At 61.2% G+C, this 25306-nt stretch carries 23 protein-coding genes; 6 read left to right on the top strand and 17 right to left on the bottom strand.

The features are described from left to right. Positions 1 to 2 precede the first annotated feature (2 nt). From U8U01_RS10625 to U8U01_RS10600, 6 genes are all read right to left on the bottom strand, one after another. Positions 3 to 407, bottom strand: a complete 405-nt coding sequence (locus U8U01_RS10625) for an HAD family hydrolase (protein WP_322174112.1) — start codon at positions 405 to 407, stop codon at positions 3 to 5. Then, a complete protein-coding gene (locus U8U01_RS10620; RefSeq protein WP_322174027.1) occupies positions 407 to 679 on the bottom strand; it encodes a hypothetical protein in 273 nt (90 codons plus the stop codon). Before U8U01_RS10620 ends, U8U01_RS10625 begins: the two co-directional genes overlap by 1 nt. A gap of 214 nt (positions 680 to 893) precedes the next feature. Further along, the gene (locus tag U8U01_RS10615) at positions 894 to 1628 is read right to left on the bottom strand and encodes an RsmE family RNA methyltransferase (RefSeq protein WP_322174026.1); all 735 of its coding nucleotides are present in this window, start codon (positions 1626 to 1628) and stop codon (positions 894 to 896) included. A 6-nt stretch (positions 1629 to 1634) separates the two neighbouring features. Continuing rightward, entirely contained in the window at positions 1635 to 2300 is a 666-nt protein-coding gene (gene pyrE, locus U8U01_RS10610) for an orotate phosphoribosyltransferase (protein ID WP_322174024.1), read from the bottom strand. Positions 2301 to 2339: 39 nt separating this feature from the next. Further along, entirely contained in the window at positions 2340 to 3317 is a 978-nt protein-coding gene (locus tag U8U01_RS10605; RefSeq protein ID WP_322174022.1) for a ComEC/Rec2 family competence protein, read from the bottom strand. A gap of 630 nt (positions 3318 to 3947) precedes the next feature. Continuing rightward, positions 3948 to 5909 (bottom strand): S-layer homology domain-containing protein, encoded by a 1962-nt coding sequence (locus tag U8U01_RS10600; protein ID WP_322174020.1) that lies wholly within the window; start codon positions 5907 to 5909, stop codon positions 3948 to 3950. On the opposite strand from U8U01_RS10600, the gene U8U01_RS17630 reads away from it, so the two are divergent. Further along, positions 5889 to 6770 (top strand): DUF6106 family protein, encoded by an 882-nt coding sequence (locus U8U01_RS17630; RefSeq protein ID WP_496196410.1) that lies wholly within the window; start codon positions 5889 to 5891, stop codon positions 6768 to 6770. The two genes, U8U01_RS10600 and U8U01_RS17630, sit on opposite strands and share 21 nt — an antisense overlap. A gap of 106 nt (positions 6771 to 6876) precedes the next feature. Here the strand turns inward: U8U01_RS17630 and alr are convergent, their stop codons facing one another. Then, positions 6877 to 8088: an alanine racemase gene (alr, locus tag U8U01_RS10590; RefSeq protein ID WP_322174016.1), complete on the bottom strand. Its 1212-nt coding sequence runs from the start codon at positions 8086 to 8088 to the stop codon at positions 6877 to 6879. 62 nt (positions 8089 to 8150) lie between these two features. After that, a complete protein-coding gene (locus U8U01_RS10585) occupies positions 8151 to 8645 on the bottom strand; it encodes a methylated-DNA--[protein]-cysteine S-methyltransferase (protein WP_322174014.1) in 495 nt (164 codons plus the stop codon). Between the two features lie 533 nt (positions 8646 to 9178). On the opposite strand from U8U01_RS10585, the gene yfcE reads away from it, so the two are divergent. The 5 genes from yfcE (at position 9179) to U8U01_RS10560 (ending at position 13691) form a co-directional block, all read left to right on the top strand. Then, positions 9179 to 9745: a phosphodiesterase gene (gene yfcE, locus U8U01_RS10580; RefSeq protein WP_322174012.1), complete on the top strand. Its 567-nt coding sequence runs from the start codon at positions 9179 to 9181 to the stop codon at positions 9743 to 9745. A 36-nt stretch (positions 9746 to 9781) separates the two neighbouring features. After that, complete coding sequence (gene ychF, locus U8U01_RS10575) at positions 9782 to 10876, top strand: redox-regulated ATPase YchF (protein ID WP_322174011.1); 1095 nt, start codon at positions 9782 to 9784, stop codon at positions 10874 to 10876. A gap of 275 nt (positions 10877 to 11151) precedes the next feature. Beyond that, positions 11152 to 12354, top strand: a complete 1203-nt coding sequence (locus tag U8U01_RS10570; RefSeq protein ID WP_322174009.1) for a GNAT family N-acetyltransferase — start codon at positions 11152 to 11154, stop codon at positions 12352 to 12354. A gap of 159 nt (positions 12355 to 12513) precedes the next feature. Further along, the gene (locus tag U8U01_RS10565) at positions 12514 to 12747 is read left to right on the top strand and encodes a hypothetical protein (protein ID WP_322174007.1); all 234 of its coding nucleotides are present in this window, start codon (positions 12514 to 12516) and stop codon (positions 12745 to 12747) included. Between the two features lie 17 nt (positions 12748 to 12764). Beyond that, complete coding sequence (locus U8U01_RS10560) at positions 12765 to 13691, top strand: alpha/beta hydrolase (protein WP_322174005.1); 927 nt, start codon at positions 12765 to 12767, stop codon at positions 13689 to 13691. Positions 13692 to 13843: 152 nt separating this feature from the next. On the opposite strand, the gene U8U01_RS10555 is transcribed toward U8U01_RS10560, so the two are convergent. From U8U01_RS10555 to U8U01_RS10515, 9 genes are all read right to left on the bottom strand, one after another. After that, entirely contained in the window at positions 13844 to 14065 is a 222-nt protein-coding gene (locus U8U01_RS10555) for a DUF378 domain-containing protein (RefSeq protein WP_437124391.1), read from the bottom strand. Positions 14066 to 14275: 210 nt separating this feature from the next. Continuing rightward, the gene (locus U8U01_RS10550) at positions 14276 to 15217 is read right to left on the bottom strand and encodes a transglutaminase-like domain-containing protein (RefSeq protein WP_322174002.1); all 942 of its coding nucleotides are present in this window, start codon (positions 15215 to 15217) and stop codon (positions 14276 to 14278) included. A 126-nt stretch (positions 15218 to 15343) separates the two neighbouring features. Then, complete coding sequence (gene secF / locus U8U01_RS10545) at positions 15344 to 17689, bottom strand: protein translocase subunit SecF (RefSeq protein ID WP_322174001.1); 2346 nt, start codon at positions 17687 to 17689, stop codon at positions 15344 to 15346. A 285-nt stretch (positions 17690 to 17974) separates the two neighbouring features. Further along, on the bottom strand, positions 17975 to 19981 hold the full coding sequence (locus U8U01_RS10540; RefSeq protein ID WP_322173999.1) for a bifunctional 4-hydroxy-3-methylbut-2-enyl diphosphate reductase/30S ribosomal protein S1: 2007 nt from the start codon (positions 19979 to 19981) through the stop codon (positions 17975 to 17977). Beyond that, positions 19978 to 20658 (bottom strand): lysophospholipid acyltransferase family protein, encoded by a 681-nt coding sequence (locus U8U01_RS10535; RefSeq protein WP_322173997.1) that lies wholly within the window; start codon positions 20656 to 20658, stop codon positions 19978 to 19980. The genes U8U01_RS10540 and U8U01_RS10535 overlap by 4 nt, the downstream gene beginning before the upstream one ends. Beyond that, positions 20642 to 21340 (bottom strand): (d)CMP kinase, encoded by a 699-nt coding sequence (cmk, locus tag U8U01_RS10530; RefSeq protein ID WP_322173995.1) that lies wholly within the window; start codon positions 21338 to 21340, stop codon positions 20642 to 20644. The genes U8U01_RS10535 and cmk overlap by 17 nt, the downstream gene beginning before the upstream one ends. Before the next feature lie 390 nt (positions 21341 to 21730). Continuing rightward, entirely contained in the window at positions 21731 to 22747 is a 1017-nt protein-coding gene (locus U8U01_RS10525; protein ID WP_322173993.1) for a GNAT family N-acetyltransferase, read from the bottom strand. Next, complete coding sequence (locus U8U01_RS10520; RefSeq protein WP_322173991.1) at positions 22735 to 23982, bottom strand: BaiN/RdsA family NAD(P)/FAD-dependent oxidoreductase; 1248 nt, start codon at positions 23980 to 23982, stop codon at positions 22735 to 22737. The genes U8U01_RS10525 and U8U01_RS10520 overlap by 13 nt, the downstream gene beginning before the upstream one ends. Continuing rightward, positions 23979 to 24851, bottom strand: a complete 873-nt coding sequence (locus U8U01_RS10515; protein ID WP_322173990.1) for a MurR/RpiR family transcriptional regulator — start codon at positions 24849 to 24851, stop codon at positions 23979 to 23981. Before U8U01_RS10515 ends, U8U01_RS10520 begins: the two co-directional genes overlap by 4 nt. Between the last annotated feature and the right edge of the window lie 455 nt (positions 24852 to 25306).

Below are 25306 nucleotides of genomic sequence, written 5' to 3'. Positions count from 1 at the left end.
CCTTATAGCAGGATAGTAAGCAGATCATCCAGGCTTCTCAGCCGGTAATCTGGCGTGATTTTTCCCGAAAATGCCTTTTCCGCACGGTTGACCCAGCCGGTTTTCATGCCTGCCCGGCTGGGGCCCTCCACATCGTCCAGGGGGGAGTCCCCCACAAAGAGCGCCTGCGCCGGGGACAGGCCCATTGCCTGTAAGACTGCCCTGTAAAAGGCCGGGTGAGGCTTGTAGGCGCGCAAGCCCTTTGAGGTAAAGATACGGGGCGTGTGCAGGCCCGCCCGGGCCAGGTCCGCCAACAGGGGCGCGGCGTCTGTGGTGGATGCCACGGCCAGGGTGTACCGGGCGGAAAGGCGCTGCCACACCGCCGGGATCTCCGGGAATGCCCGGCGCTGCCCCAGGGTGGCCAACATCAGCCCCACGTCCTGCCGGGGGTCGCCGTGCAACCCAATCCGGCATACAGGCAGCTTAGGTCCCGCGCAAATAGGGCGGCCTCTGTTTCAAAGGCCGGCAGGCTGGCGGTGTGCGCCCGGTGCAGTTCCTTCCACTGGCCATAAAAGGCTGTGGGCGACAGGTCCGGGCGGCCCACCCGTTCCAGAATCTGCCGGGTGGCATCCAGCGGGCCGGCGCCGGTGGAGAGGCGTGTGCCGTAGGCATCGAAGATAACGGCTTTTAGGCCGGTCATGGTCCCATCTCCCCTTTTTCGTACAGAATTGCGGACAGGGCGGCACCGGTGGGGAGGCGCGCGCCGTGGCTTTTGGCCTGGCATGGGCGAGTGTCCAAGAGCGGAGTTTTTGGCAATTCGGACGGCCTCCGGCGGCGGAGCGTTGGCGTAGCCAAGGCTATATGGCGGAAGGCCAAAATTCCGTCATACACGCTTTGTCTTGGACACAGGCCGGTCACGGTTCCATCTCCCCTTTTTCGTACAGGGTTGCGGACAGGGCTGCCAGGGGGGCTGTTTCTGTGCGCAGGATGCGGGGGCCGAGGGTTACGGGGCGCGCCCCCAGCCGCCGGGCCAGGGCCGCTTCCGCCGGGGAAAAGCCCCCCTCCGGCCCTACGAACAGGAACAGGGGCAGGCCGGGGCGAAGGCTTTGCAGGGCCGCCTTGAACCCCATGCCCCCGCCCTCGTACAGGAACAGCGCCTCCCCCTGGGCAACGGCGCTTTCCAGGGCCTTTGCCAGGGGGGCGGGCTCCAGCACCGGGGGGATGATCCCCCGGCCGCTTTGCATAGCCGCCTCCCGGACAATTTTTTGCAGACGCTCCAGCTTTTTGGGCACGGCCTTTGGCTCCCAGCGGGCCACACAGCGGCTGCTCTCTATGGGCCACAGGGCGGCGGCCCCCAACTCTACGGACTTTTGGGCCACGGTTTCCAGCTTGTCCGCCTTGGGCAGGCACTGGCACACCGTTACCCGGATGGCCGGTTCCCCCCGGCTGGGCACGGGCTGCCCTACATCCAATAGCAGGCCCTGGGGCAGCACCTCCTGGACCACCCCGTGGTAATCCGAGCCCCGGCCGTCGCAAAGGGTTACGGCCTCACCCGGCCGCAGGCGCAGGGATTTGGCCCCATGGCGGCCGTCCTCCCCGGCCAGCAGGTAGGCCCCGGCCGGGGCGCCCTCTACAAAAAACCTGGGCATACCGGGCTAACCCAACACGCAGTAGCGCGCCATGTACCCTTCCATCGCCTGGACCAAAGCCGGGTCCGCGCCGGTTTCCTGTAAGTAGTCGTGGATATCCACCACCGTGACAAGGGGGTGCACCCGGAGGCCGAAGGTTTCCTGCACCTCCATAATGGCGGTTTTGCCCGGCGTCTGGCCTATCTCGCAGCGGTCTACGCTGATGAACACGTCCGTTACCTTGACCGGGGCACAGGCCTGCAACACGGACATGGACTCCCGCACAGCGGTGCCGGCGGTGATCACGTCCTCGATGATCACCACCCGGTCCCCCTCTTTCGGCTGGTAGCCCACGGTGACGCCGCCCTCGCCGTGGTCCTTGGCCTCTTTGCGGTTAAAGAAATAGGGCTTGTCGATGTGGTGCTCCTGCCACAGGGCGGTGGCACAGGCGGACACCAGGGGGATGCCCTTGTAGGCCGGGCCGAACATGGCGTCAAAGCCCTCGCCCAGTTGTTCTTTTACCATAGCGGCGTAGTAGCTGCCCAGCCGGGAGAGCTGGGCCCCGGTGCGGTACAGGCCGGTGTTGACAAAGTACTGGGTATTGCGCCCGGACTTGGTGACGAAATCGCCGAAACGCAGCACATTGGCCGAGAGCATAAATGCGATGAATTCCTTTTTTTTCGCGGTGAGCATGGGTTTTTCTCCTTTACTTTCTGTTGTATGTACCGTCCCTCAGTCCTTGCCCTCTACCGAGGGCAGGTTTTTGGTAAAGCTGACCCTTGTGCCGTCGCTTTCCGCCAGCACGGTGCCGTCCTTGTCGGTGCGGTAGACGATGATCTCCGCCTCCCCCAGTTTCTCCATGGTTTCCCGGTGGGGGTGGCCGTAGCGGTTGCCGGTTTCGCAACTGATGACCGCGTAGAGGGGGTCTACTGCTGCCAGGAAGGCGTCTGAGGTAGAACTGCTGGAGCCGTGATGCCCGCACTTGAGCACATCGGAGGCCAGCAGGTAGCCGTCCTCCAGGATGATGGCTTCGCTCTCCTCCTCCGCGTCGCCGGTAAACAGGAAGGAGGTGTCGCCATACACCAGGCGCATGACCGCCGAGTAGTTGTTGGCGCCCTCCCAGTCCGCGTCTACCCGTGGGGACATGACCTGGATCTGGGAGCCTGCCGGGGACTCGATGGACGCGTCTTCCATCAGCCGGTTGATGGTCAGGTTCTTTTCCTCCGCGGCGTCCAAAAGCTTTTCGTAGGCCGCGGTGGTGGGGGTTTTGTCCTCCGGCAGCCGGGGCATATACAGCGCCCCTACCTCAAACCGCTGGACAATGCGGGCCATACAGCCCATGTGGTCGGTATGGGGATGGGAGCAGACCAGCGCGTCGATGCGGGCTACGCCCAACTCTTGCAGGTAAGCGGTCAGGCCGTCGGCGTACGCGTACTCGCCGGTATCTATCAGCATATTGAAATAGCCCCCCTCGCCGGGTATGCGCACCAACTGGCTGTCGCCCTGGCCCACGTCCAGGTAGTACACCTGTAGGGGCCTGTCCCCGGCGCCCTCTGGAAGGGGTACCGTCTGCACCCCTTCCGGGGCGTCTGTACCGGTTTGCTTGAATTGGCTGGACAGGAAAAAGATCAGCACCAGCAAAATGAGCCCCGCTACAGGCCCCAGCCCCGGCTGCCGCCGGAACTTGCCGCCCTTTCTGTTCTGGCTCACAAGGTTTCCCTCCTTTTTATGGTTATACTGATTTATTATAGCATAGCCCTGGGGAAAGGTCAAGATTTGGGCGTTTCAGGGTGTGTCCAAAGCGGAGAGTTTATAACGAAATTTTGGCCTCCGGCGGCTTAGGGGCTCTGCCCCTAAGAACCCCGCCACCTTTGAAAAGGTGGACGAAACTCTTACCATTTGTTCGCCGGATCATTGCTTTTAAACTCTTCATTTTGGGACACTCCCTGCCTCCGGCGGCCAAAGGGGTTTCACCCCTTTGGAATCCCCACCACCTTTGAAAAGGGCGAGGGCCACCGGCTACTTGGCGCAGCCAAGGTAGCGTGGCCGTCACGGGCCGACCGAACCGGCAGGTGAGACGACGAAACTTTTGTGCTATTTTTTAATGGGGACTTTACACGTTTCTGTGGCGGGGTTGGGGGCTTATATGGTTTGTGTAGTTTATGGGGAGGAGGAAGGGGAAGGAAAGGCTTTTTGTTAGCCTTTATTTCTTTTATGTTTTTTTGGGGGATTATTGCCGTTATCCGCTTATAGACGGGCCGGCAGGGCCCTTGTGGGGCCCTGCCGGTACACGGTTTTTTGCCGCTTATGGTTGATGGTGTAGACGGTGGTTGGTTGTGGTTAGTGGCAGCCCTGCTGCTGGCACCGCCAATAGGCTGTGGGGTCGGTGGGGTCCCAGGTATGGCCCCACGCCAGCTTGAGCCCGGCCGGTTTGGCCATGGGGCCGCTGGTTTCGGTGGGTGATATGTAGATCTCTGTGCCCAGCGCGCAGTTATCGTAGATCCACTTGGCGTCCCGGCAGTTCAGCCGGATGCAGCCCAGAGAGCGGGTGGTGCCCAGGTTGTTGTACTCGCCGGACCACATGGTGTAGTTGTTCCGCTGGTCGTTGGGCACGGAGTGGAAGAGGTAGTTGCCCTCAATTTGGGTGCACCACTGGGCCCAACTGCCCCCTACCATCTCCAGCCAGCGGTAGCGGGCCGGGGTGTAGTAGGTGCCGGTGGGCGTGGGGTTGCCGCAGGACACCAGCATGGAACGCACGGGGATGTTGTATTTCCCGTCATCCCCCTTGGCAAAGATGATCAGGTAGTTGGCGGGCTTGTACACCTTGATGTAGTAGGGGCCCTCTACCACCCCTAAGCCGGAGATATCCTCCTGCATCAGGCCGTCTTTATAGTAGCGTTTCCAGCCGGATTTCATGTAAAAGCCCGTAGCCGCCGCGCCGTTTTGGTCAAACAGGTAGGTTTTGCCGTCGATCACCTGCTCGCCCCGCAGGAACTTCCCTTTGGGGCCCACATAGTACTTCTGCCCGCCGTCTTGCAGCCAGCCCACTTTGGGGGTTGTGGTATCTGCCACAAAATCCGTCCAGCGCTCGCTGCCCGGCACCGGGATAATATAGTCATGGGTCGTGGTGGCCTCTACCACCTGGCCGTAGAACCAGCTTTCCGGGAACAGGTCATAGAAGTTTTTGACCCCGGCCTTGGTCTGCACCGTGCCCTCGGGGGTGCGGCCCATCATCCGGTTGACCACGGTGACAGCCTCGGCCCGGGTAATGCCCTGGGAGGGGTTGAAGTTGCCCTTCTGGTCGCCGCTGATCCACCCCCGCTGGTAGGAGGAAATGATGTAGTCCCTGGCCCAGTGGTTCCCGCTTACATCCGGGAAGGGGCAGTCCCCTTCCAGCAGCCCGTCGCAGGAGGCGGCAATGGTGGCGAACTCCGCCCGGGTGATCACCTGGTTGGGCCGGTAGGTGCCGTCCGCGTACCCGTTGATGACGCCCAGGCTTTGGATCTTGTTTACGGCCGGGGCGAACCACTGGGTGGTTACGTCGGAGAACCGGGCCTCGCCGCCGGTCTGTTTTTTCAGCAGGCCGTAAAAGATGGCCGCGGCCTCGGCCCGCGTTACCTTCTTATTGGGCTTAAAGGTGCCGTTTTCGTAGCCCTGCATATAGGCCCGGTGGGACACGGTATCAAACAGGCTCTCGATGGTTTTTGTCCAACGGGCTGTAAAAGAGGTATCTTCCATGACCGGCTGGGCCAGGGGGTCGGCCTCCTGGCCGTCCGCGTCCAGCCAGCCGTCCAGCAGCAGTTCCTCCCCCGCGCCGGTGGGGATATCTTCCGGTTTCAGGCTTTCCCCGGCCAGGAGGGTTACGGTGACCACCCACTCCTCCGGGCGCAGGATAAAGCTGACCGTTACCTTCTCCTTGGGGGCCGGGCTTTCTTCAGGGGCGGGGCTTTCCTCAGGGGCGGGGGATTCTTCGGGGGCGGGGCTTTCTTCCGGGCCCGGGCTTTCCCCAGGGGCCGGGGATTCTTCGGGGGCCGGGCTTTCTTCCGGGGCGGAGGATTCTTCGCCGGGTTCCTCCGGGCTGCTTTCGTCCGGGCTGCTGGGCCCGCTTTCGCCGGGGCCCTCTTCCGCGGCCCCGTCCTCCTCCGGGGCTGTTACGTCCGGGGCATCCGTCAGGCCGGGGGCGCTTTCCGGCCCGGCGGCGCTGGAGGCCGGCAGCGCCAGGCAGGCCACCAGCAGGACACACAGGCAGAGGGAGAGGATCTGCCGGAATTTTTTGGGGGGATGGGAAACGGGCGTTTTCATGGTTTCATTGCTCCTCTTCGTCTTTTTATGCTCCGCCGTCCCGTATCTATGCGAAACGGCAAGACCATTATACTATATATTCCCGCAAAAGGGAATACACCCCAGCGGTTTTTCTCTCGTCAAATTCCATCCCCCTGCCCGCCCCTTCCCCAAAGCCGCCAAAATACCGGCAGCCTACGACCCGGACGGCAGGGGAAGGCGGGGGATTTTGTAAGTTTTTATGAAATAGCGGTTGAATTCCCCGCGCTGTTATGGTACAATGAATGGAAAAGCTATACGAAAATTTATAACTGCACCGGTGCACCGGGAAAGGAAACCAAAATGGGCGATGTATTTATAGAACGCATGGTAAAAAAGAGATTTGAGAGCACCGACCTGCTGGTTGTCATCGGGGTGGTGCTGGGGATCATTTTGCTGAGCGCGGTGGGTTTTGTGGTTGGTATGATGATCATCCCCTTCCCCATGATCACCCTGCTGGTTGCGGCGGGCTCGGTTTTTGGCGGCTACAAATTGGTGGGTATGCGGATGCTGGAGTTTGAATACAGCCTGACCAACGGGTTTGTTACGGTGGACAAGATCCTTAATAAATCCAGCCGGAAACGGATGACCTCGTTTGAGTGCGACTCCTGCGAGGACATCGGCAAGTTTACGGAAAACGAGGCCCGGCTTAAGACCCGCTCCTTTGACACCAGGGTATATGCCACGGAATTTTCGGACCACCGGGACTCGTGGTTTATGATTGTGCGCAGCGGCAAGACCGGGAAAACGCTGGTTGTGTTTGACCCGGATGAGGATTTGCTGGAGGCTATTAAGAAGTATATCCCCCGCTCGCTGAAGTTTGAAAAGTTTGGCCGGGGGTAAAAAGGCATAAAAAGAGAGGGAGCCTGTGGGCTCCCTCTCTTTTTGCGGCCGGTTTCATCGGAGATAAAACAGAAGGGGCTTTCTGTAGAAAGTCCCCGCAGGGTCTTCAACGGCTTTTGTGGGGGTTATTTTTTATCAACTGGTTGTAGATGCTCTCTACTTGGCCGCCTTTTAGGTAGACCCGCGGCACCCTTTTGGACAGCGCGCACACCACCTCATAGTTGATGGTGCCCTCCCAGCCGGCCAGCTCCGTGGCGGTGATCTCCTCCGCCCCGTCCCGGCCGATCAGGGTGACCCTATCCCCCATACTGACCGGCCCCAGCGCGGTCACGTCGGCCATCAACTGGTCCATACAGATGCGCCCCAGCACCGGGCAGCGTTTCCCGTGGATTAACACCTGCGCCCCGCCGCCGGAAAGCGCCCGGGGGTAGCCGTCGGCATACCCTACCGGCACGGTGGCCACCCGCATGGCCCCCTGGGCGGTAAACTTGCGCCCATAGCTTACCGTTGCCCCGGCCTGCACCGTTTTTACATGGGATACCACCGACCGCAGCGCCAGCGCCGGTTGCAGCCTGGGCTGGGCCCGCATCTCACCCGAAGGGCGCAGGCCATACAGCACTACCCCGGCCCGCACCATATCCATATGGGAGAGGGGGTAGTCGAACACCGCCGCCGAGTTGGCGCAGTGCCTGTACTTAAACCGCAGCCCCTCCCGTTGCAGGGCCTCTACCATCTCTTTAAAACAGCCGAACTGCCGCATGGTAAAGGCGTCCCCCGCCCGGCCCTCGTCCGAAACGGCAAAGTGGGTGAAGATGCCTTCCGGCTCCAGGCCCGGCAGGGTGCAGGCCGCCCTGACCTGGGCCACCGCCCCTTCGTCCCGGTTGATGTCCTGGAAGTAGAACCCCAGCCGGCTCATGCCCGTATCCACCTTGGCGTGTATCTTCACCCGCACCCCGGCCCGCTGGGCATGGGCAGACAGGGCCTGGGCGTACTCGGTGGAATAGACGCACTGGGAGATGTCCTCCAGGGCCAGCGTTGCGGCCTCTTCCGCCGGGGTAAAGCCCAGCACCAGCACCGGCCGGCGGATACCCTGCTGCCGCAACTGTAGGGCTTCCTCCAGGTTGGAAACCGCAAACCACCCGGCGCCCAGGGCCTCCAGTTCGCCGGCAACCCGTTGGGCCCCGTGGCCGTAGCCGTCTGCCTTGACCACGCAACAGACGGCGGCCTTGGGGCCGGCTGCCTGCCGTACCTGGGCGAAATTGTGCGCCAGCGCATCCAGGTCGATCTCCGCCCATGTCCTTCTCAGTATCTCTTCCATAAACGCCTCCCTCTCCCGGTGCCGGGGCTTTCCATGACCATCTTTTGGGTATTATACCACCTTTACCGCTGCTTGGCAAGGCACCCTGCGGGGGTGGGCGGCAGGGCGCCTTCTAACTGTAGCAGCTTTTGCTTGCGGCCGATCCCGCCGCCGTAGCCGGTGAGGGAGCCGTCGGCCCCTATGACCCTGTGGCAGGGGATGAGGATGGAGATGGGGTTGCGGTGGTTGGCCATACCCACTGCCCGGAACCCCTTGGGGCAGCCGACCATTTCCGCCAACTGCCGGTAGCTGCGGGTTTCCCCGTAGGGGATGGCCAGCAGGGCCTGCCAGACCCGCTGCTGGAACCCGGTGCCTTTGGGGGCCAGGGGCAGCCCAAAGGCCCGCCGCTTGCCCCCGAAGTATTCCTCCAACTCCCCCTTTGCCCGCAGCAGCAGGGGCGTTTCCTCTTCCGGGCTGCCGGGCAGTATCTCCCGGCCAAACAGCAGGTGGGTCAGCGCGCCGTCTTTTTCTGCCAAAGTCAGGGGCCCCAGGGGGGAATCCCAAAATAAGCTGGCCATGGTGTTTCCTCCTTGTCGATTTGCATGATTTTCTCCTTTTCCACTTGCGGGCAGGGGCTTTTTCCGTTATACTATATGAAAAATGGCCTTATCCTGCGGGGGGTGGTACCCCGGCGGCCGGCGCAGCGCTTGCCCCGGCCGTTTCACGGAATACTATACCACTTTCCCGCAAAAACCGCAAGCCTCCGGGCTAAAGGGGCGTGTACGAAAAGGGGAGTTTATGACGAAATTTTGGCCTCCGGCGTGGGCGTTGATTCTCGGCTGCCGCCTCGGTCGGCGACGGGAAATCGCCACTGGCGATTGTCGCCCCCTAAGAACCCCACCACCTTTGAAAAGGGCGAGGGCCGCCGGCTACTTGGCGCAGCCAAGTAGAACGGCCGTCACGAGCCGACCGAACCGGCAGGTGAGAAAACGAAACTTTTACTATTTGTTGGCCGGAACCCCGCTTTTAACCTCTTCTTTATGGACACGCCCGGCTGTTCCTGGCAGCCCATGCCGTACGAACCAAAGGCCCAGAAGAAAGGAGATTGGACATGGAAAAATGGCTTATTGCCTCTGACATCCACGGCTCCCGGCGTTATGCCAGGGCTGTGGCGGATGCCTTTGAACGGGAGGGCGCCGGGCGCCTGCTTTTGCTGGGCGACCTGCTGTACCACGGCCCCCGCAACGACCTGCCGGAGGACTACGCGCCCAAGGAGGTCATCGCCCTGCTTAACGGGCTGAAGGGGAAGATTTTTTGCGTACGGGGCAACTGTGAGGCCGAGGTGGACCAAATGGTGCTGGCTTTCCCGGTAATGGCGGAATACTGCCTGCTGGAATCTGCCGGGCGGCTGGTTTTTGCCACCCACGGCCACCACTATAACCTGGAAAGCCCGCCGCCCCTCTCCCCCGGAGAGGTGCTTTTGCACGGCCACACCCATGTGCCTGCCAAAACCCTGGCCCCCGGCGGCTGGTGGTACCTGAACCCCGGTTCGGTTTCCCTGCCCAAAGAGGGCAGCCGGCGGGGGTACATGACCTTACAGGACGGCCTGTTTGTGTGGAAGGCCCTGGACGGCACGGCGTACGACCGGCTGGACTTACGGGACAGGGAAACGCTATAATCTGCCATCATCATAAGGAAACGAGGAACCCATGCTATGAAACTAGGAATCGTCGGCCTGCCCAATGTGGGCAAAAGCACACTGTTTAACGCCATTACTAACGCGGGGGCCCAGTCTGCCAACTACCCCTTTTGTACCATTGAGCCCAATGTGGGCATGGTGACGGTGCCGGACAAGCGCCTGGAAAAACTGCGGGATATGTATGAGCCCAACAAGTTTACCCCCGCCACCATAGAGTTTGTGGATATTGCAGGCCTGGTGCGGGGCGCCTCGCAGGGGGAGGGGCTGGGCAACAAGTTCCTCTCCAACATCCGGGAGGTGGATGCTATCGTCCATGTGGTGCGCTGCTTTGAGGACGGGGACATTGTCCATGTGGAGGGCAGCATTGACCCGGCCAGGGATATAGAAACCATTGACCTGGAGCTGATCCTCTCGGACATAGAGGTGCTGGACAGGCGCATTGACAAGACCCGCAAGCTGCTTAAATCGGACAAGAAGTTCCAGGGTGAGTTGGACTTCTTTTTGGGGGTGCGGGAGGCCCTGGAGGCGGGGAACTCGGCCCGCAGCGTGGCGTGCAGCGAGGAGGAGGCCCAACTGCTGGCTTCGGTTTCCCTGCTGACCAACAAGCCCATTATCTTTGCCGCCAACCTGAGCGAGGCGGACTTCCAGGCCGGGGTGGAGGGCAACCCCTTCTTCCGGGCCGTGCAGGCGGCCGCCCGGAAGGAGCGTGCCGCGGTGCTGCCCATCTGCGCCGAAAATGAGGCGCAGATTGCCGGGATGGAGCCGGAGGAAAAAGAACTGTTTCTTGCGGATATGGGCCTTGACGAGTCCGGCTTGGACCGGCTGATCACCGCCTGCTATGACCTGCTGGGGCTAATGTCTTACATGACGGCCGGCAAGGACGAGGTGCGGGCCTGGACCATCACCAAAGGCACCAAGGCCCCCCAGGCTGCCGGGAAGATCCACACGGATTTTGAGCGGGGCTTTATCCGGGCCGAGGTGATCTCCTTTGACGACCTGATGGCCTGCGGCACCATGGCCGCTGCCAAAGAAAAGGGGCTGGTGCGCTCGGAGGGCAAGGAGTATGTGATGCGGGACGGGGATATTGTGCTGTTCCGGTTTAACGTATAGGCGGTACAGGGGTATGGGCCCTTTTTTGGCGCGCCCGGAAGAATTGCCCGGTTTTAAGGCAACACCGCACAAAGACCGGCCTACGGCCTTTGCTCACGGTCTGCTTGCCTATTTTCCGTCATAGCACACAGCTTTCGCTTGCCAATCCCGGAATTGACGGCGCTCAATCTGTACACCTTGACAAAAAATCTGACGGCGCAACGCACGCACAATCTTTGTGCGGTGTTGCCTTAACCCGTTAGGCGACAATTTTACGGAACAGGAGGAACAACTTTATGTTTGCCAGAAAGCTTAGCCCACAGGAATACTGGCTTGCCGGCCTGAATATGGCCGTGGCCTTTGAAAGCCCCTTTGAGTTTGAGAAGGAGCGGGAAAAATCGCAAAGCGCCCAGCCGGACGGTACCGAGGAGCAGTACGGCGCTTTCCTCAGCCAGGACGGCCCCCCGGTGGCCTCTTTGGTGATGAACCGCAAAGAAGTGCGCTTTGACGGGCACATTGTGAAGATGGCCGGGGTGGGCGGCGTGGCCACCCAGCCGGCTAACCGCCGGGGCGGGGCCATCAGGGCCTGCATGGTCCAGGCCCTGCGGGATTTCCGGGACGAGGGCTATGCCCTCTCCCATCTCTACCCCTTTAGCACGGCCTATTACCGGCAGTTCGGCTTTGCCCCGGCCGGGCAAAGCGTCCGCTGGACCGTGAAACTGCGGGATTTGCGGGGCCTGCCGGAGGTGGGCGGTACGGTGCGCCAGCTTTTCCCCGGAGATGACCTCTCCCCTTTGCGGGAGATTTACGACCGGATGTACGGGGACATCAACTTCTCCTGCCTGCGGCAGGTATTCGACAAGGGGCTGGAAGGGGACAAGCCCCTGGCTGCCAAGCGCTGGGTGTTTGTTTGGTATGACGGGGACGGGGTTCCCGGCGGCCTGCTGGTGGGCACCCGGAATAAGGACACCCTGCACTGTGTGCCGGATTTCTCCTCGCGGGACGCTTTCCTCTTTACCGGGCCCACGGCGCTGATTGGTTTGCTGAACTTTGTCCGCACGGCTTTTATCGCCAATTTTGCGGATATCCAGTTCTGCGTTCCCGCCCATATGGACCTTTGCGGGCTGCTCCCTGAGCTGAGCGGCATGGACTGCCGCCCGGCCCTAAACGGGATGGCCCGCGCCCTGGACGTGGAAACCCTGCTGCGGCTCTGCCGCTGCAAGGGGGAGGGGCGGTTATCCCTGCGGGTGACTGACACTATCCTGCCGGAGAACGACGGCGTTTTTACCCTTTCCTTCACCCCCGGTGGGGAAAACCGGGTGGAGCGCGGCGGCGACCCGGACCTTACGCTGGATGTGGGCGACCTGGCCGTCTTGCTGGGCGGCGCACGGGACGCTTCCAGCATCCCCCTGACACCGGGCATTGCCCTCCACCACGATACCCCTGCCATCAGCCAGGTCTTTTACCGCAAGGGCTGCCATGTGCTTGACCTCTTCTAAAGGGGTGCCTCCGGGCGGCCTCCGGACTGCCTCCGGCGGCTTAAACCCCTTTTTGAAAAAAGGGGTTTAAGAATCCCCAAAAACTTTTGCGGGGGCGGGCGCTGGTTCCGGGGGGGCCTCTGGCGATGCGCAAAAATTCCCCTACTGTTTTTAAACACCTTGCCAATATCAGCAAATTTAGCGTATACTATAATTAAAAAGAATAAAAGAAAGAAAAAGAAAAAAATTAATAATCATACCCGGCCCATTGCCCTGCCGGTGGTCGAGCAAGCAGCCCTGCGCGACATTGCGGCAGGTAACGGCTTAAAAGTTTTGGAAGGGTGCAGGGGAACTTTTTTCAAAAAGTTCCCCTGCCCGCCGGAGGCAAACCAAACTGCACAACCCAAACTTTGATTCAGGAGGTCATCCCTATGTGTGTTACCGTTAACGAATGGTTCCGCCCCGCCAGTAGTGGATGGGGGCAGATATTTTCCCGTAGCTGGCAGTGTGCCGCGCCCAAGGCCCTGCTGGTGATTGTTCACGGCATGGCGGAGCACAGCGGCCGCTACGGCCCCTTTGCCCGTTACATGGCGGAAAAGGGCTTTGCGGTGTACATGAACGACCATGCCGGCCACGGCCGCTCTGCCCAGATTAAGGGCCATTTTGCCGACCAGGACGGCTGGGCCTGCGTGGTTAAGGACATAGACGCTTTGATTGCCCATGCGGTGGAGGCCCACCCAGGGCTGCCCCTGCTGATTATGGGCCACAGCATGGGGTCGTTCCTCACCCGCTCTTATATTGCCCGGTACAGCCGGCCGCTGGCGGGCTGTGTCCTTTGCGGCACGATGGGGAAAAACCCTGGGGTAGCGGCCGGCAAGCTGGTGGCCGCCATGCAGATGCGGCTGATGGGCCCCCGCTCCTCTGGCAAAAAGCTGAACAGCCTGGCTACCGCCGGGTACAACCGGCGTATTGAGAACCCGGTGAACGGCTCTGCCTGGCTCTCTACCGACGACAGCGTGTGTAAAGCCTTTGAGGCCGACCCCCTGAGCAATTTCCCCTTTACCGCCGCGGGCTACCATGACCTGTTTACCGGCCTGACGGAGATCTCCTCGCCCCAATGGGCGGCGCGGGTGCCGAAAACCCTGCCTGTGTTGCTGATTGCCGGCGACCAGGACCCGGTGGGCAACTACGGCGAAGGCCCCCGGCAGGTGGCCGCTATGCTGAAGGCTGCCGGTGTGCAGGATGTTTCCCTTACGCTATACCCCGGTATGCGCCACGAAGTCCTTAACGAGAAGGGTAAGGAGGCCGTCTATGCCGACCTGCTTAGCTGGCTCTCTGATAAGCTGGCCGCCTCTTAAGGGGGAGGCAGGGCTCTAACTTCCGGTATAAAAAGACAACGGCTGGCCTACGGATGGCCAGCCGCTATCTTTTACCGCCATGTTTGCGGCGGTATACACGTCCCTAGGGCCTGCGGTTTCTTTTAAACGGAAACCGGCTGCCGGAAACGCCTTTAGTGCACTACGCTGGCCGTTTCCCGCTCGTTGTCCCAATCGCGGAAGAGCAGGGCCAGGCACCACAGTGCGGAGATACCTACCAGCGTGTAGATGATCCGCGACACAACGCCGGTCTGGCCGCCGCAAATCCAGGCTATCAGGTCAAAGCGGAACACGCCCACCAGGCCCCAGTTCACGCCGCCGATCACCGTCAGCGCCAATGCGATCCTGTCAATGATGTTCATACCTTTCCCCTCTTTCTCAGGGCGGTTTTCGGGGCTGCCCCTATCAGGCAGCCCATGCCCCTCTGTGCTAGTTTGCGCCGCCCGCCCCAAACTATGCCTGGCATGAAATTACCATTTCCCGCTTATTCTCCCTGATTCCCCCAACTTCCCCAGCCGGGGGAAAACGTTTGGGGCCTGTTTACGCTTTTGGGCGCGGCGCTGTGCTCACTCTATCTTTTGCGCGCCCGAAAAGCAATCTTCATGGATATTTTGCGTGTTATTGGTGAGGATATACAGCGCCTCGTCGTTCTGCCAGGCCGCGGCAATTTTGTCAAAATTTTCATCCGGCTCCAGCATCCATGTTGCCAAGCGGTCCAACTTTTGCAGCAGAGGCTCCCCCAGCCTCTCTATCCCGTGGCGCAGGCAGGGCGGCTGGTAGGAGTAAAAGATCTCGTTGTTCATCAGCGCGTGAAAATCCATAAACAGGTATTCGCAGACCCCGGTGGGCAGGCTGCTGCCAAACAGGTCCAGTTGCTTATCCAGTGTGCCGCGCCTTAGCGCCAGCCACGCCTGTGCGGCTGGCAGGAACTTGCGCCGGGGCAGGTCGAACTGGCTGTACCCGAAACGCCCCTCATATTCATAGTACCCGTCCGCGTCCACCAGGACCCACCTGCCCTCCGGCCGGCTCCAGTACTCATTCACCCAGTGCTCTGTGTAGCTTGCCCCCTGATTGCCAAAATCCATAAACCCGGCCCTGCACCGGCAGGGTATGCCCTTGGCCTTTAAAATGGCGCTAAACAGCACCGCGGCCTGGCGGCAAGACACCGTAATGCGCTTGGTTACGTCCCGGCCCTCGGTAAAGCCCCGCTCATCCAGGCGCAATATTCCGGCGATCATGGCCACGGCCGTTATGTACAACTCGTCCTCGTTTTTAAAACGGTGTTGGGGGTAGGCGGAGAACTTCCCGAAGTATGTTTCCTCCAAATAGGCGGAGGGCGCTGTATACAGCAGCGTGGGGTGGGTGATCTGCCCGCACACCAGCCTGCCGGTTTGGGGGATATCCTCCGGCAGGGATTGCAGGAACTGCCGGTAGGCCCCTGCGTAGGTGTAAACGCTGGTTTGCAAATAGTGCTGTAGTATTTGTGCCTGTGATGTTTTGCCGTCCATTGCTTATCCTTCCTTTCCCGGTTGCCTTTGGGGTGTTTTTATGGGCCTACCTATACCGGAAATCTGTCAAAACAGGAATGCCGCAGGGGCCAGGCCCCCACGGCATTGTTTTATCTATTTATTGGGTTATTTCTGCGCCTTTTTTATCTGCCACATGGCAAACAGGTTGGGGGCGATGAACTGGGAGGAGAAACAGCCCGCGGCCACGCCCACCATCATGGGCAGGGAGAAGGACACCACCGTGCTGATGGAGAACATACCCGCCACGGCCAGCACCACCACCAGCGCCAGGAAGGTGGTCAACGAGGTGAGCAGGGTGCGGCCCAGGGTCTGGTTCAGGCTCTCGTCCATGGTGGCGGTAAACTCTGCCCGGGGGCCGTTTTTGCGCTTGTTCTCCCGCACCCGGTCGTAGATGACGATGGTGCTGTTCAGGGAGTAGCCCAGCAGGGTGAGCACAACGGCGATGAAAATGTCATTGATGGGCATACCGAATACCACAAACACGCAGAAGGCGATCACTACGTCGTGGAGCAGCGCCACAATGGCGGTCATGCCGGCGGACAGGCCGCCGATCTTCTTAAACCGCAGGGCGATATACACCAGCAGCAAAATGGCCGTGAGCACAAAGCACACCATACATTTCTGGAAGAACTTGGCGCCCATGGTGGCGTCTACGGAGTTGGACTCCAGCAGGGTGAAGTTGGCCTGGTCAAAGGCATTGCTGAGGGTGTCCGCCACCTTTGCCTGCTCGTCGGGGGTCAGGCTCTTGTTGCCCGCAAAGGAGATGGTAACCTGGTCCTTGCCGGTGCTCATATCCTTATTGAGAGACACGGCGCTGTCCATCCCCAGTTCACTGGAGATCACATTGCGGATCTCGTCCCCGGCCACCTCGGTGCCGTCTACGGCATAGCGGATCATGGCGCCGCCGGCAAACTGGATGTCCAGCTTGGGGCCCATCACCAGGCTGGCGGCCAGCCCTACCACAATGATCACCGCGGAGATGGCAAAGTAGGTCTTGCGGCTTTGGAAGAACCGAAGCGCCTTGGGCTGCCGCGCCGGCTGGCCCTCTTTGCTGCCACCAAACAGCCAGCGGTTCCGCAGGGGCTTAAAGGCGGCCAGGGAGAGGGTCATGACCCGTGTGGCGAACACGCCCATGACAAAGTTGGCAATGATGCCCACCAGCAGGGTAAAGCCGAAGGAGAAGATGGAGCCTGTGGTGGACTGGCCGAAGATCATGGAGAGGATATTGCTGGGGCCAAAGACCATCATCAGCATAATGGCCACAATGGCCGTGGTGATGTTGCCGTCAAAAATGGCCCAGAAACTGCTTTGGAAACCCTTCTGCAAAGCCCCGTCCAGGGTTTTGCCGGTGTTCAGTTCCTCCCGCACCCGGGCGGCGGTGATTACGTTGGCATCCACGCCGATACCGATGGAGAGGATCAGGCCCGCGATGCCCGGCAGGGTCATGGTGAAGGAGTTCATGTTGGGGAAGAACCCGGACACGGCCGCAAAGCAGATGCCCATCTGCCCTGCCAGGGAGATGACCGCCACCACGCCCGGCAGGCGGAAACAGACCACCATCAGCACGGCGATGACCGCAAAGGCGATGACGCCTGCCAGCAGCATGGCATCCAGGGCCTGGCTGCCCAAAGTGGGGGCTAGGGAGTTGAAGTTGGAGGTTTCCAGGGCAAAAGGCAGGGCGCCGGCCTGTATCTGGGCGGCCAGGGTGGTGGCGCCTTCGCTGGTAAAGTTGCCCTCGATAATGCACTTGCCGTCGCTGATAACGGAATTGACCGTGGGCGCGGAGAGCCGCACATCGTCCATCCAGATGGAGATGGTCTGGCCCACCAGCCGGCCTGTGGCCTCGGCGAACTTCTCTTTGCCCGCCTCGCTAAACTCCAACGACACCACATACTGGGTCGCGCCGGTTTCCGGGTTCTGCTGCACGCCGGCCTGGGCGCTTACCACGTCCGCACCCTCCAGGATAACGGTGTCGGCGGTGGTGCCGGCAGGGGTCTTGTAGATCTCCCGGCCGTTCTCGTCATAGTCGACGGTTTCGTACTGGCCCCCCTCCCGGAAGGTCAGCATGGCCGTGGCGGAGAGCTCGTTAATGGCCTTCTCCGGGTCAAAATCCGTTTCGTCGCTTTTCCAGGGGAAACGCACGATGATGCGGTTGTTGGCCTCGTCGGTGTACAGTTCGTAGTCGGTGATGTTCTGGGCCACCATGCGGGTTTCGATGATCTGCTTGGCGCTTTCCAGTTCACCGGCCGTGGCGGCCACGCCCCCGGCAGGGCTGAAGGTAGCCTCCACGCCGCCCCGGATGTCAATGCCCCAGCGGATGTCGCCGGCGCCCTTCAGGTACGTGACCTTGAAATCGCCGTTTTGCCCATACACGCCGAACAGCGCCGTGTACACCAGGGCGGCTATCAAAAGCAGCACCACGAAAAATACAGGTTTCTTTCCTCGTCTCATGTTGATATTCCTCCGTTTCCTGCCCAAAACTGTTAAAAAATCCACAGGCAGAAACAAAACTTTTATACACACAGCCCTGTACATACAAAACAGGGCAGCAAAAACTACCCTGTCTGTATCTTCAGTTTGCTGCTGGGGGCGGCCTACTTACACCAGGGGGCGAAGTAGCAAAGCCTTTTTAGGGAAAGGGCCGGCGCGCCCAAACGCTTTGGGGGCGCTGTATGCCGCCCGGCGCCAGGGCACAGGCCCGTGCTTTTTTCTTAAATCGCTACAAGGCCATGCCTTTTAGACGGGCATCTCTGTGGCGTCCGTATCCTCGGTGCTGAACACCACCGCATCCTCCGGGGCCTCTTCCGCCGCCTCGTCCGCCGCGGCCTGCTCGTCCTCCAGCACCGCGCGGATGGACAGGGACACCCGGTGGCGCTCCAGGTCCACGTCGGTGATCTTGACCTTCACCATGTCGCCCACCTTCAGCACGTCCTGGGGCTTGTCGATACGGTGGTCGGCAATCTGGGAGATATGCACCAGGCCGTCGATACCGGGGATCACGCTGGCAAAGGCACCAAAGGCCGTCATGCCCACGATCTTGGCCTCGCACACCGTGCCCACAGGGAACTCCCGCTCCAGCTTGACCCAGGGGTTATCCTCCGGCCGCTTGTAGCCCAGGGAGATTTTCTCGTTTTCCCGGTCCAGGCCCTTTACGTACACGTCTACGGTATCGCCCACCTTCACCACCTCGCTGGGGTGCTTTACCCGGTTCCAGCTCAGTTCGGAGATATGGACCATGCCGTCCACGCCGCCCAAGTCCACAAAGGCGCCGAAGTTGGTCAAAGACTTCACCTTGCCGGTGTAGTTCTGGCCTTCCTCCACCTGCTCCCAGAACTTGGCCTGGGCTGCCTTGCGCTCCTCGCGCAGCACGCTGCGGATAGAGCCCACGGCCCGGCGGCGCTGGCGGTTCACCTCAATAATGCGGAACCGCACCTCCTGGCCCTGCAAAGCCTGGAGGTCGTCCCCCCGGTTGGCTGTGGCCTGGGAGGCAGGCACGAAAATGCGCATGGCGTCCTTCAGCACGATAACGCCGCCCTTGACCACCTCAATGACCTTGCCTTCCAAAACCTCGTTGCTGTCCAGCGCGGCCTGGATGTCATCCCAGCCCCGCATGGCGTCTACCCGGCGCTTGGAGAGCATGATGGTGCCCTCCTGGTCGTTGGTTTTCATGATCAGCAATTCCATCTCGTCGCCGATCTTCACCACGTCCTCCGGCTTTACAGAGGGGTCGTTGGAAAGCTCGGCGGCGGGGATGAACCCTGCCTGCTTGCGGCCTACATCTACATAGACCTCCGTAGGGGAGATGCCAACCACTACGCCATGTACCTTTTCGTCTGTATTCATGCTCTTGAGCGATTCCTCAAGCATCTCCTCAAAATTCAGTTCGGTGTTGTTAACTTCAGCCATGGTATCTAGTACCTCCTTAATTATGCTTGCGGGGGTCGACGCCCCTGCGGTTATGCCAACGCTCAGGCCGGCGGAAAACACAGGCAAGCCGTAAAGCTCGCTCGCCTTCTCGATGAGGTACGTTTTACACTGCCCCGCGCAGATGTCCCGGAGCTTGGCCGTATTTGAACTGTTCCTGCCCCCAATGACCACCATCACGTCACATCTGTGGGCCAGGTCCAGCGCCTCTTTCTGCCGTTTCGCTGTTGCATTACATATTGTATCAAAAACTGCGGCGTTTGTACATAGTTTTTTCAGACTTTCGGAACAATTTTCCCATTCTTTCGTGTGAAAAGTGGTCTGCGCCGCCGCCGCTACCGGCGCACACGCCAATTCCGGGTGGGTTTTTAGCAAATCCGCCAGTTCTTCCCGGTTTTTGCACACATAATAGGGCCCGGTGCAGTGGCTAACGCTGCCCTGCACCTCCGGGTGCCCCTGATCGCCAAACAGGATAAAGGCCCGGCCCTCCTCCCCGGCCTGCCGGGCCAGGTGGTGGATCTTCTTCACAAAGGGGCAGGTGGCGTCCGCGGTTTCCAGCCCCAGCCGGGCGGCCTCTTCTTCCACCGCCAGCTCTACCCCGTGGGAACGCAGCACCAGCACATAGCCCGGCGGCACATCCCCTGGGGTTTGGGCGATTTTTACCCCCAGGGCGGCCAACTCCTCTACCAACTGGGGGTTATGGAGCAGCGCCCCCAACGTGGCCGCCTTTTTGCCCCCGGCCAGCAGGGCGTACACCATGTCCACCGCCCGCTGGGCCCCAAAGCAGAACCCGGCGGAGGGGGCCAGCTCTACCTTCACGGTTTCCCCACCTCCTCCGGTAGCTGGGAGGGCAGCCCCAGCTCCTTCAGGGTGGCCTCCCGCAGGGCGCTGATCTCGCCCATGATCACCCGGCTGGCCTTGCGCAACTGCATCCCGGAGTCGTCCGGGATATCCAGCGCCTGGGGGCTGATGGGCTTGCCGAATACCACTATGTGCCGCTTGAACATCTTCGGCAGGCCCCCGTCCCCGGCGGTGATGCATACAGGCACCACCGGGGCTTTGGTGCGGTAGGCCAGTAAAGCCGCGCCGGTTTTGGGCTTTTGCAGCCGCCCGTCCTTAGAGCGGTGCCCCTCGATAAATACCCCTACCATCCCGTTGCTGTCCAGCAGGCAGTAGGCTTCGGCCAGGGCGTCTGCCCCGCCGGTGCCCCTGCTTACCGGGAATGCCCCCAGCTTGCGCAAAAGCCCCCCAATAAACCAGTTTTGGAACAGCTCCTCCTTTGCCATGTAGAACACCTGGCGCCAGGCGGCCACCCCCAGCATCACCGGGTCCCGCTTGGCCATATGGTTGCAGCACAGCAGCACCGGGCCGGTTTGGGGGATGTTCTCCCGCCCTTTCACCTGCATCCTGAATACCGGGTAATAGAACAGAGCCAAAAGGAACTGGCCAATGGCGTACAGCACGGTTTTGCGTTTCGGCTTAAGCGTTTGGGCCAACGCCCTCACCCCCCTCCTCCGGCAGGCCCATGCGCTGCCGGGCCAGGGCCGTCAACCGCTCCACCACCTGGTCAAAGCTAAGGCCCGTGGTGTCCAGGGTGATCCCGTCAGGGGGCAGGCGTTCCAGTTGGCCCGCATCCTGCTTGTCCCGGCGCACTACCTCTTCCAACACCTGGGCGTAATTGGCAAGTTGGCCGGTTTCTTCTAGCTGCCGGGTGCGGCGGCGGGCCCGCTCCTCCGCGGTGGCGGTGAGGAAGATTTTTAGCTGGGCACCGGGCAAAATCACGGTGCCGATGTCCCGGCCGTCCATGACCACGTTGGCGTTTTTGGCGAGTTGTTGTTGCAGGCCTATCAAAAAGGCGCGGACCTGAGGGATGTGGGCTACCCAGCGGGAGGTGGCGATGGACACCTCCTCGGTGCGGATCTGCTGGGAAACATCCCGCCCGCACAGAAGGGTGCGCTGGCCCCCCTCGCCGTACTCCAGCGAAACCTGTACGCCCGGCAGCGCGGCGATTACCGCCTCGGGCTCCGTAAGGGGCACCTGGTTTTCCAGCATATACAGGGCAATGGCCCGGTAAAGGGCGCCGGTATCCACATAGGTAAAGCCCAGGGCTTTTGCCGCGGCCTTGGCCACGCTGGATTTCCCCGCCCCGGCGGGGCCGTCAATGGCAATGGCGAACATTCTGATATGACCTCCCAACAATGGTGATGATAGCGGGCCTCCCGCCGGCAGGCCCTCCCGCCGGTAGGTTAAACTTTATTATAACATATCCCGCGGGGGTTCCGCAATGCCTTTTTAGAAAGGATTCCGCTTATTTTTTCAAATTCCTCCCGCCATACCCGGTGTGCCGTGGGGCTCCCGGCTTGGGAATGGGGCTAAGGCCGGTGGGTTGGGAGGTTGGCGGGAAACATGGTGTTTTTAGGGGAAAGGGGCCCTATTTCCTAGCTTTTTCCGTAGGGGGAAAGTGCTTAAGTTTCGAATTGTAAAAAAAGGGGGGGAACATAAAAGTTTTGTCCACTTTTTCAAAAGTGGTGGGGATTCCCAAGGGGCAAAGCCCCAGAGTTAGCGCAGCTAACTCTTTGCCGCCGGAGGCAAAGAGGCCGGGGAAACGCTTAATGTTTCATATTCTTCCCGCAGCAGGCGGTATTCCAGGCGGGTTTTCATCTGGCCCTCGTGCCAGGTCCAGCCGGGGCGCCGGGCTTCCAAAATCATGCCGCATTTCTCCATGATGCGCGCGGAACCCCGGTTTTCTGCCAGGCAGCCGGTGGAGATCCGGTACACCCCGTTCTGCTCAAAAGCAAAGCGGACGACCGCTTTCATGGCCTCGGTGCCGTAGCCCTGGCCCCAGAACGCGGGGAAATAGAAGTAGCCGGCGTGTACCAGCTTGCCTACCGGGGTGCGGCCTGCCACCGTGTACCCCACCGAGCCCAGCTGCCGGCCGTCGGCCTTCCGCTCGACCCGCAGAAAGTAGAATTCCCGGTCGGGCTTTTGGGCATCGGCCAATATTCCGGCGAATTCCCTGTGGGCCTCCTCCGGGCTATGCAACATGATATCCCACTGGTAGCGGCGCATGGCCCCCTCGTCGCTTTTCAACTGGTAGTATTCCGCCTCGTCGGCGGGGGTATAATCCCGCAGCACCAGCCGCCCTGTTTCCAGCCGGATCTTTTGGGGCCCTTCCCTTTGCAGAAAGGCGTCGATGCGGGCAATGTCCGCCCAGTCCTTCTCCCGGCCCAGGGCCGCCTTTTGCTTGCGGATGCTGGGCAGGCTGGCCGCCCGCAGGCCCGCCACCTGGGTGACTTCCTCCGTTTCCCAGTCCTCCAGCACCTCCACCCAGGGGTTGACGGCAAATATGCGGGTGTTGTCCAGCCCGTCCCGCTTAAAGGGGACGCCCCGCTTTTCCAGCTCGTCTGCCAGCCGGCTGGTGCAGATAACGTCTATATCCCGCGTGGTTTCCTTTACACCGTACAGCACCAGCGCCGCGCCGGAGGTCAGCCAGCAATCCTCGCCTAAAAAATCCAGCCCGGCGGCTATGCGCAGGATGTCCTCCCGGCGCAGAAGTTTTCCCTCCGTATACCCTATTGCTCCCATTTTAGGCTCCTTTCTGCCATGTTTTCTCCGGCCAGCCTGCCTGTGGCAAAGGCGATTTGTAAGTTGTAGCCCCCGGTGGGCGCGTCTACGTCCAGCACCTCGCCCGCAAAGTAGAGCCCTTCTACCAGCTTGGAGGCCATGGTCCGGGGGTCTACCTCCCTGCGGGTTACGCCCCCCGCGGTGACGATAGCCTCTGCCATGGGCCGGAAACCCTGTATCTCTACGGTAAAGTCCTTCAGAAGTGCCAAAAGGGCCCGGCGCTGGGCCTTTGTTACCCCGTTGCAGCGGGCGCCGCCGGGGATGCCGCTGCGCTCTACCACCACGGGGATAAGCTTTTGGGGCAGCAGCCTGTCCAGGGCGTTGGAGAACTGGCGGTTTTTGTTTTCTTCCAGATCCCGCAGCAGGCGGGCGTCCAACTGGCTCTCGTCCAGGGCGGGCTTGAGGTCGATATGCACCCGGTAGGTACCGGGCTCCATAGGCCGCATATGGCTGGACGCGCTGAGGATGGTGGGCCCGCTGAGCCCGAAATGGGTGAAGAGCAGTTCGCCGAAGTCCTCATATACCGGCTTTTTTTGCCCGGTGCGGGTCACCCTGACCCCGCAGTTGCGCAGGGAGAGGCCCATCAGCCGCCGGCAGGCGTCCCCCGCGGCCACCAGCGGCACCAGCGCCGGGGCGGGGGGCACAATGCTGTGCCCCGCCTGCCCGGCCAGCCGGTAGCCCGCGCCGTCGGAGCCCGTGGCCGGGTAGGAGGCCCCGCCACAGGCGACCAGCACCGTGTGGGACGGGTACTCCCGCCCAGCGGCGGCCACCCCCTGTACCCTGCCGTTTTCTATCAGCAGGCCGGTGACGGTTTCCTGGCGCACCTGTACGCCCTGGCCCAGGGCATAGGCTGCCAGGGCATCGGCGACGTCATGGGCGCTGTCTGAACGGGGGAACACCCGCCGGCCCCGCTCGGTTTTAAGGGGCACGCCCAGGCCCTCGAAAAAGGCCATGACCGCCTCCGGCGGGAAGGCGGCCAGCGCCCCGTACAGAAACTTGCCCCCGTTTGTCAGGGCGGCTACCTCCTGGGGGGCGCAGTGGTTGGTTAGGTTGCACCGCCCTTTGCCGGTAATACGCAGCTTGCGGCCTAACCGGCGGTTCTTATCAAACAGCAGCACCCCGGCGCCCCGGGCGGCGGCTGTGCCCGCAGCCATGAGCCCGGCCGGGCCCCCGCCTATAATGATAATATCCCTCAAGCGTTTCCCTCTTCCACTTTTTCGTAGACCCCGTACTCGTCCCAGATGGATTCGATGTACTGGAGGTTTTCCAGCACCTCTGTCTTTTTTTGGATGGCCACCGTGACGATCAGCGCGTTGATAAGGCTGAGGGGGCCCACCAGGGAGTCTACAAAGGACACCATATCGCTGCGGGCCAGCAGCACGTTGGAGGCCCATTTTGCCAGGGGGGACTGGTAGCTGTCGGTAATGGCGATGGCCGTCATGCCCCGGTCGGAGGCGTATTGCAGGGCTTTTGCCGCCTTTTTGGAGTAGCGGGGGAAACTGATGGCGATAATGGCGTCCCCCTGGCCGACACGTACCATCTGCTGGAAAATGGCCGATTCGCTGGTGGCCTCGACCAACTGGACGGTGTCAAAGATCAGCCGGAGATAGTGGGCCAGCAGCGTGGCCAGGGCCAGGGAACTGCCCGCCCCCAGCACAAACACCCGCTTGGCCCCTACCAGGGCCTGCGCCGCCTGGTAGAACGCCTCCCGCTCCAGGCTTTCCCGTGTACGGCGGAGGATGTCGATGTCCTGCTCCAGCACCGCGTCCAGCAGCTTGCCCTGGGGGATGTTCCGGGAGGTCATCTCCAGGCGCTGGAAACTGGTAAGCTTGTTCCGGATCATCTCCTGCACTGCCTGCTGCATGGCCGGGTAGCCAGAATAGCCGATTTCCGTAGCGAAACGCACCACTGTGGACTCGCTGACCCCTACCGTCGCCCCCAGCCGCGAGGCGGTCATAAAGGCGACCTCTTCTGGGTGCTCCTGAAGATACTGGGCGATGGCGCGCTGGCTTTTGGAAAAGCCTTGCCGGTTCTTCTGGATGCGCTGGGATAGCTGATCGTTCATAGGTGTGTCCTCTCCTTCAAAAAAAACGTTATAAGGGCTATTTTACGCCATTTTTTCTGTAAAATCAAGTGGTTTTTGCAATAAAGGCAGCCGCAACTTGTAAATAGAGGGGCAAAAGACCCCGCTCCCCCAAACCCCGGCTACGGAAGGACGAAAAGGGGGTAAAAAAGGGCTTTTTGCATCAAAGGGGCGGGCATCTTGCAAAAACGGGCCCGGCCGGGGGCGTTCGAGAGGGGTTATGCGGGGGATATCCCCCACATACCAGCAGGGTGTTGGGCCGGTATCTGGCAGGTATTGGGCATATCTTACCCCCGGTTTTGCCTCCGGCGGACAGGGGCGCCTAGTTTGCCTCCGGCGGACAGGGGCGCTGCCCCTGCACCCTGCCAAAGGGGCACAGCCCCTTTGGGAACCCTTTTACGCGGGGAGGGGGATGGGGCGATGGGGTTGGGGGCGCG

Source organism: Acutalibacter caecimuris (assembly GCF_034335085.1).
Lineage (GTDB): Bacteria > Bacillota > Clostridia > Oscillospirales > Acutalibacteraceae > Acutalibacter > Acutalibacter caecimuris.
This window is presented reverse-complemented; position numbering and strand designations above follow the sequence as displayed.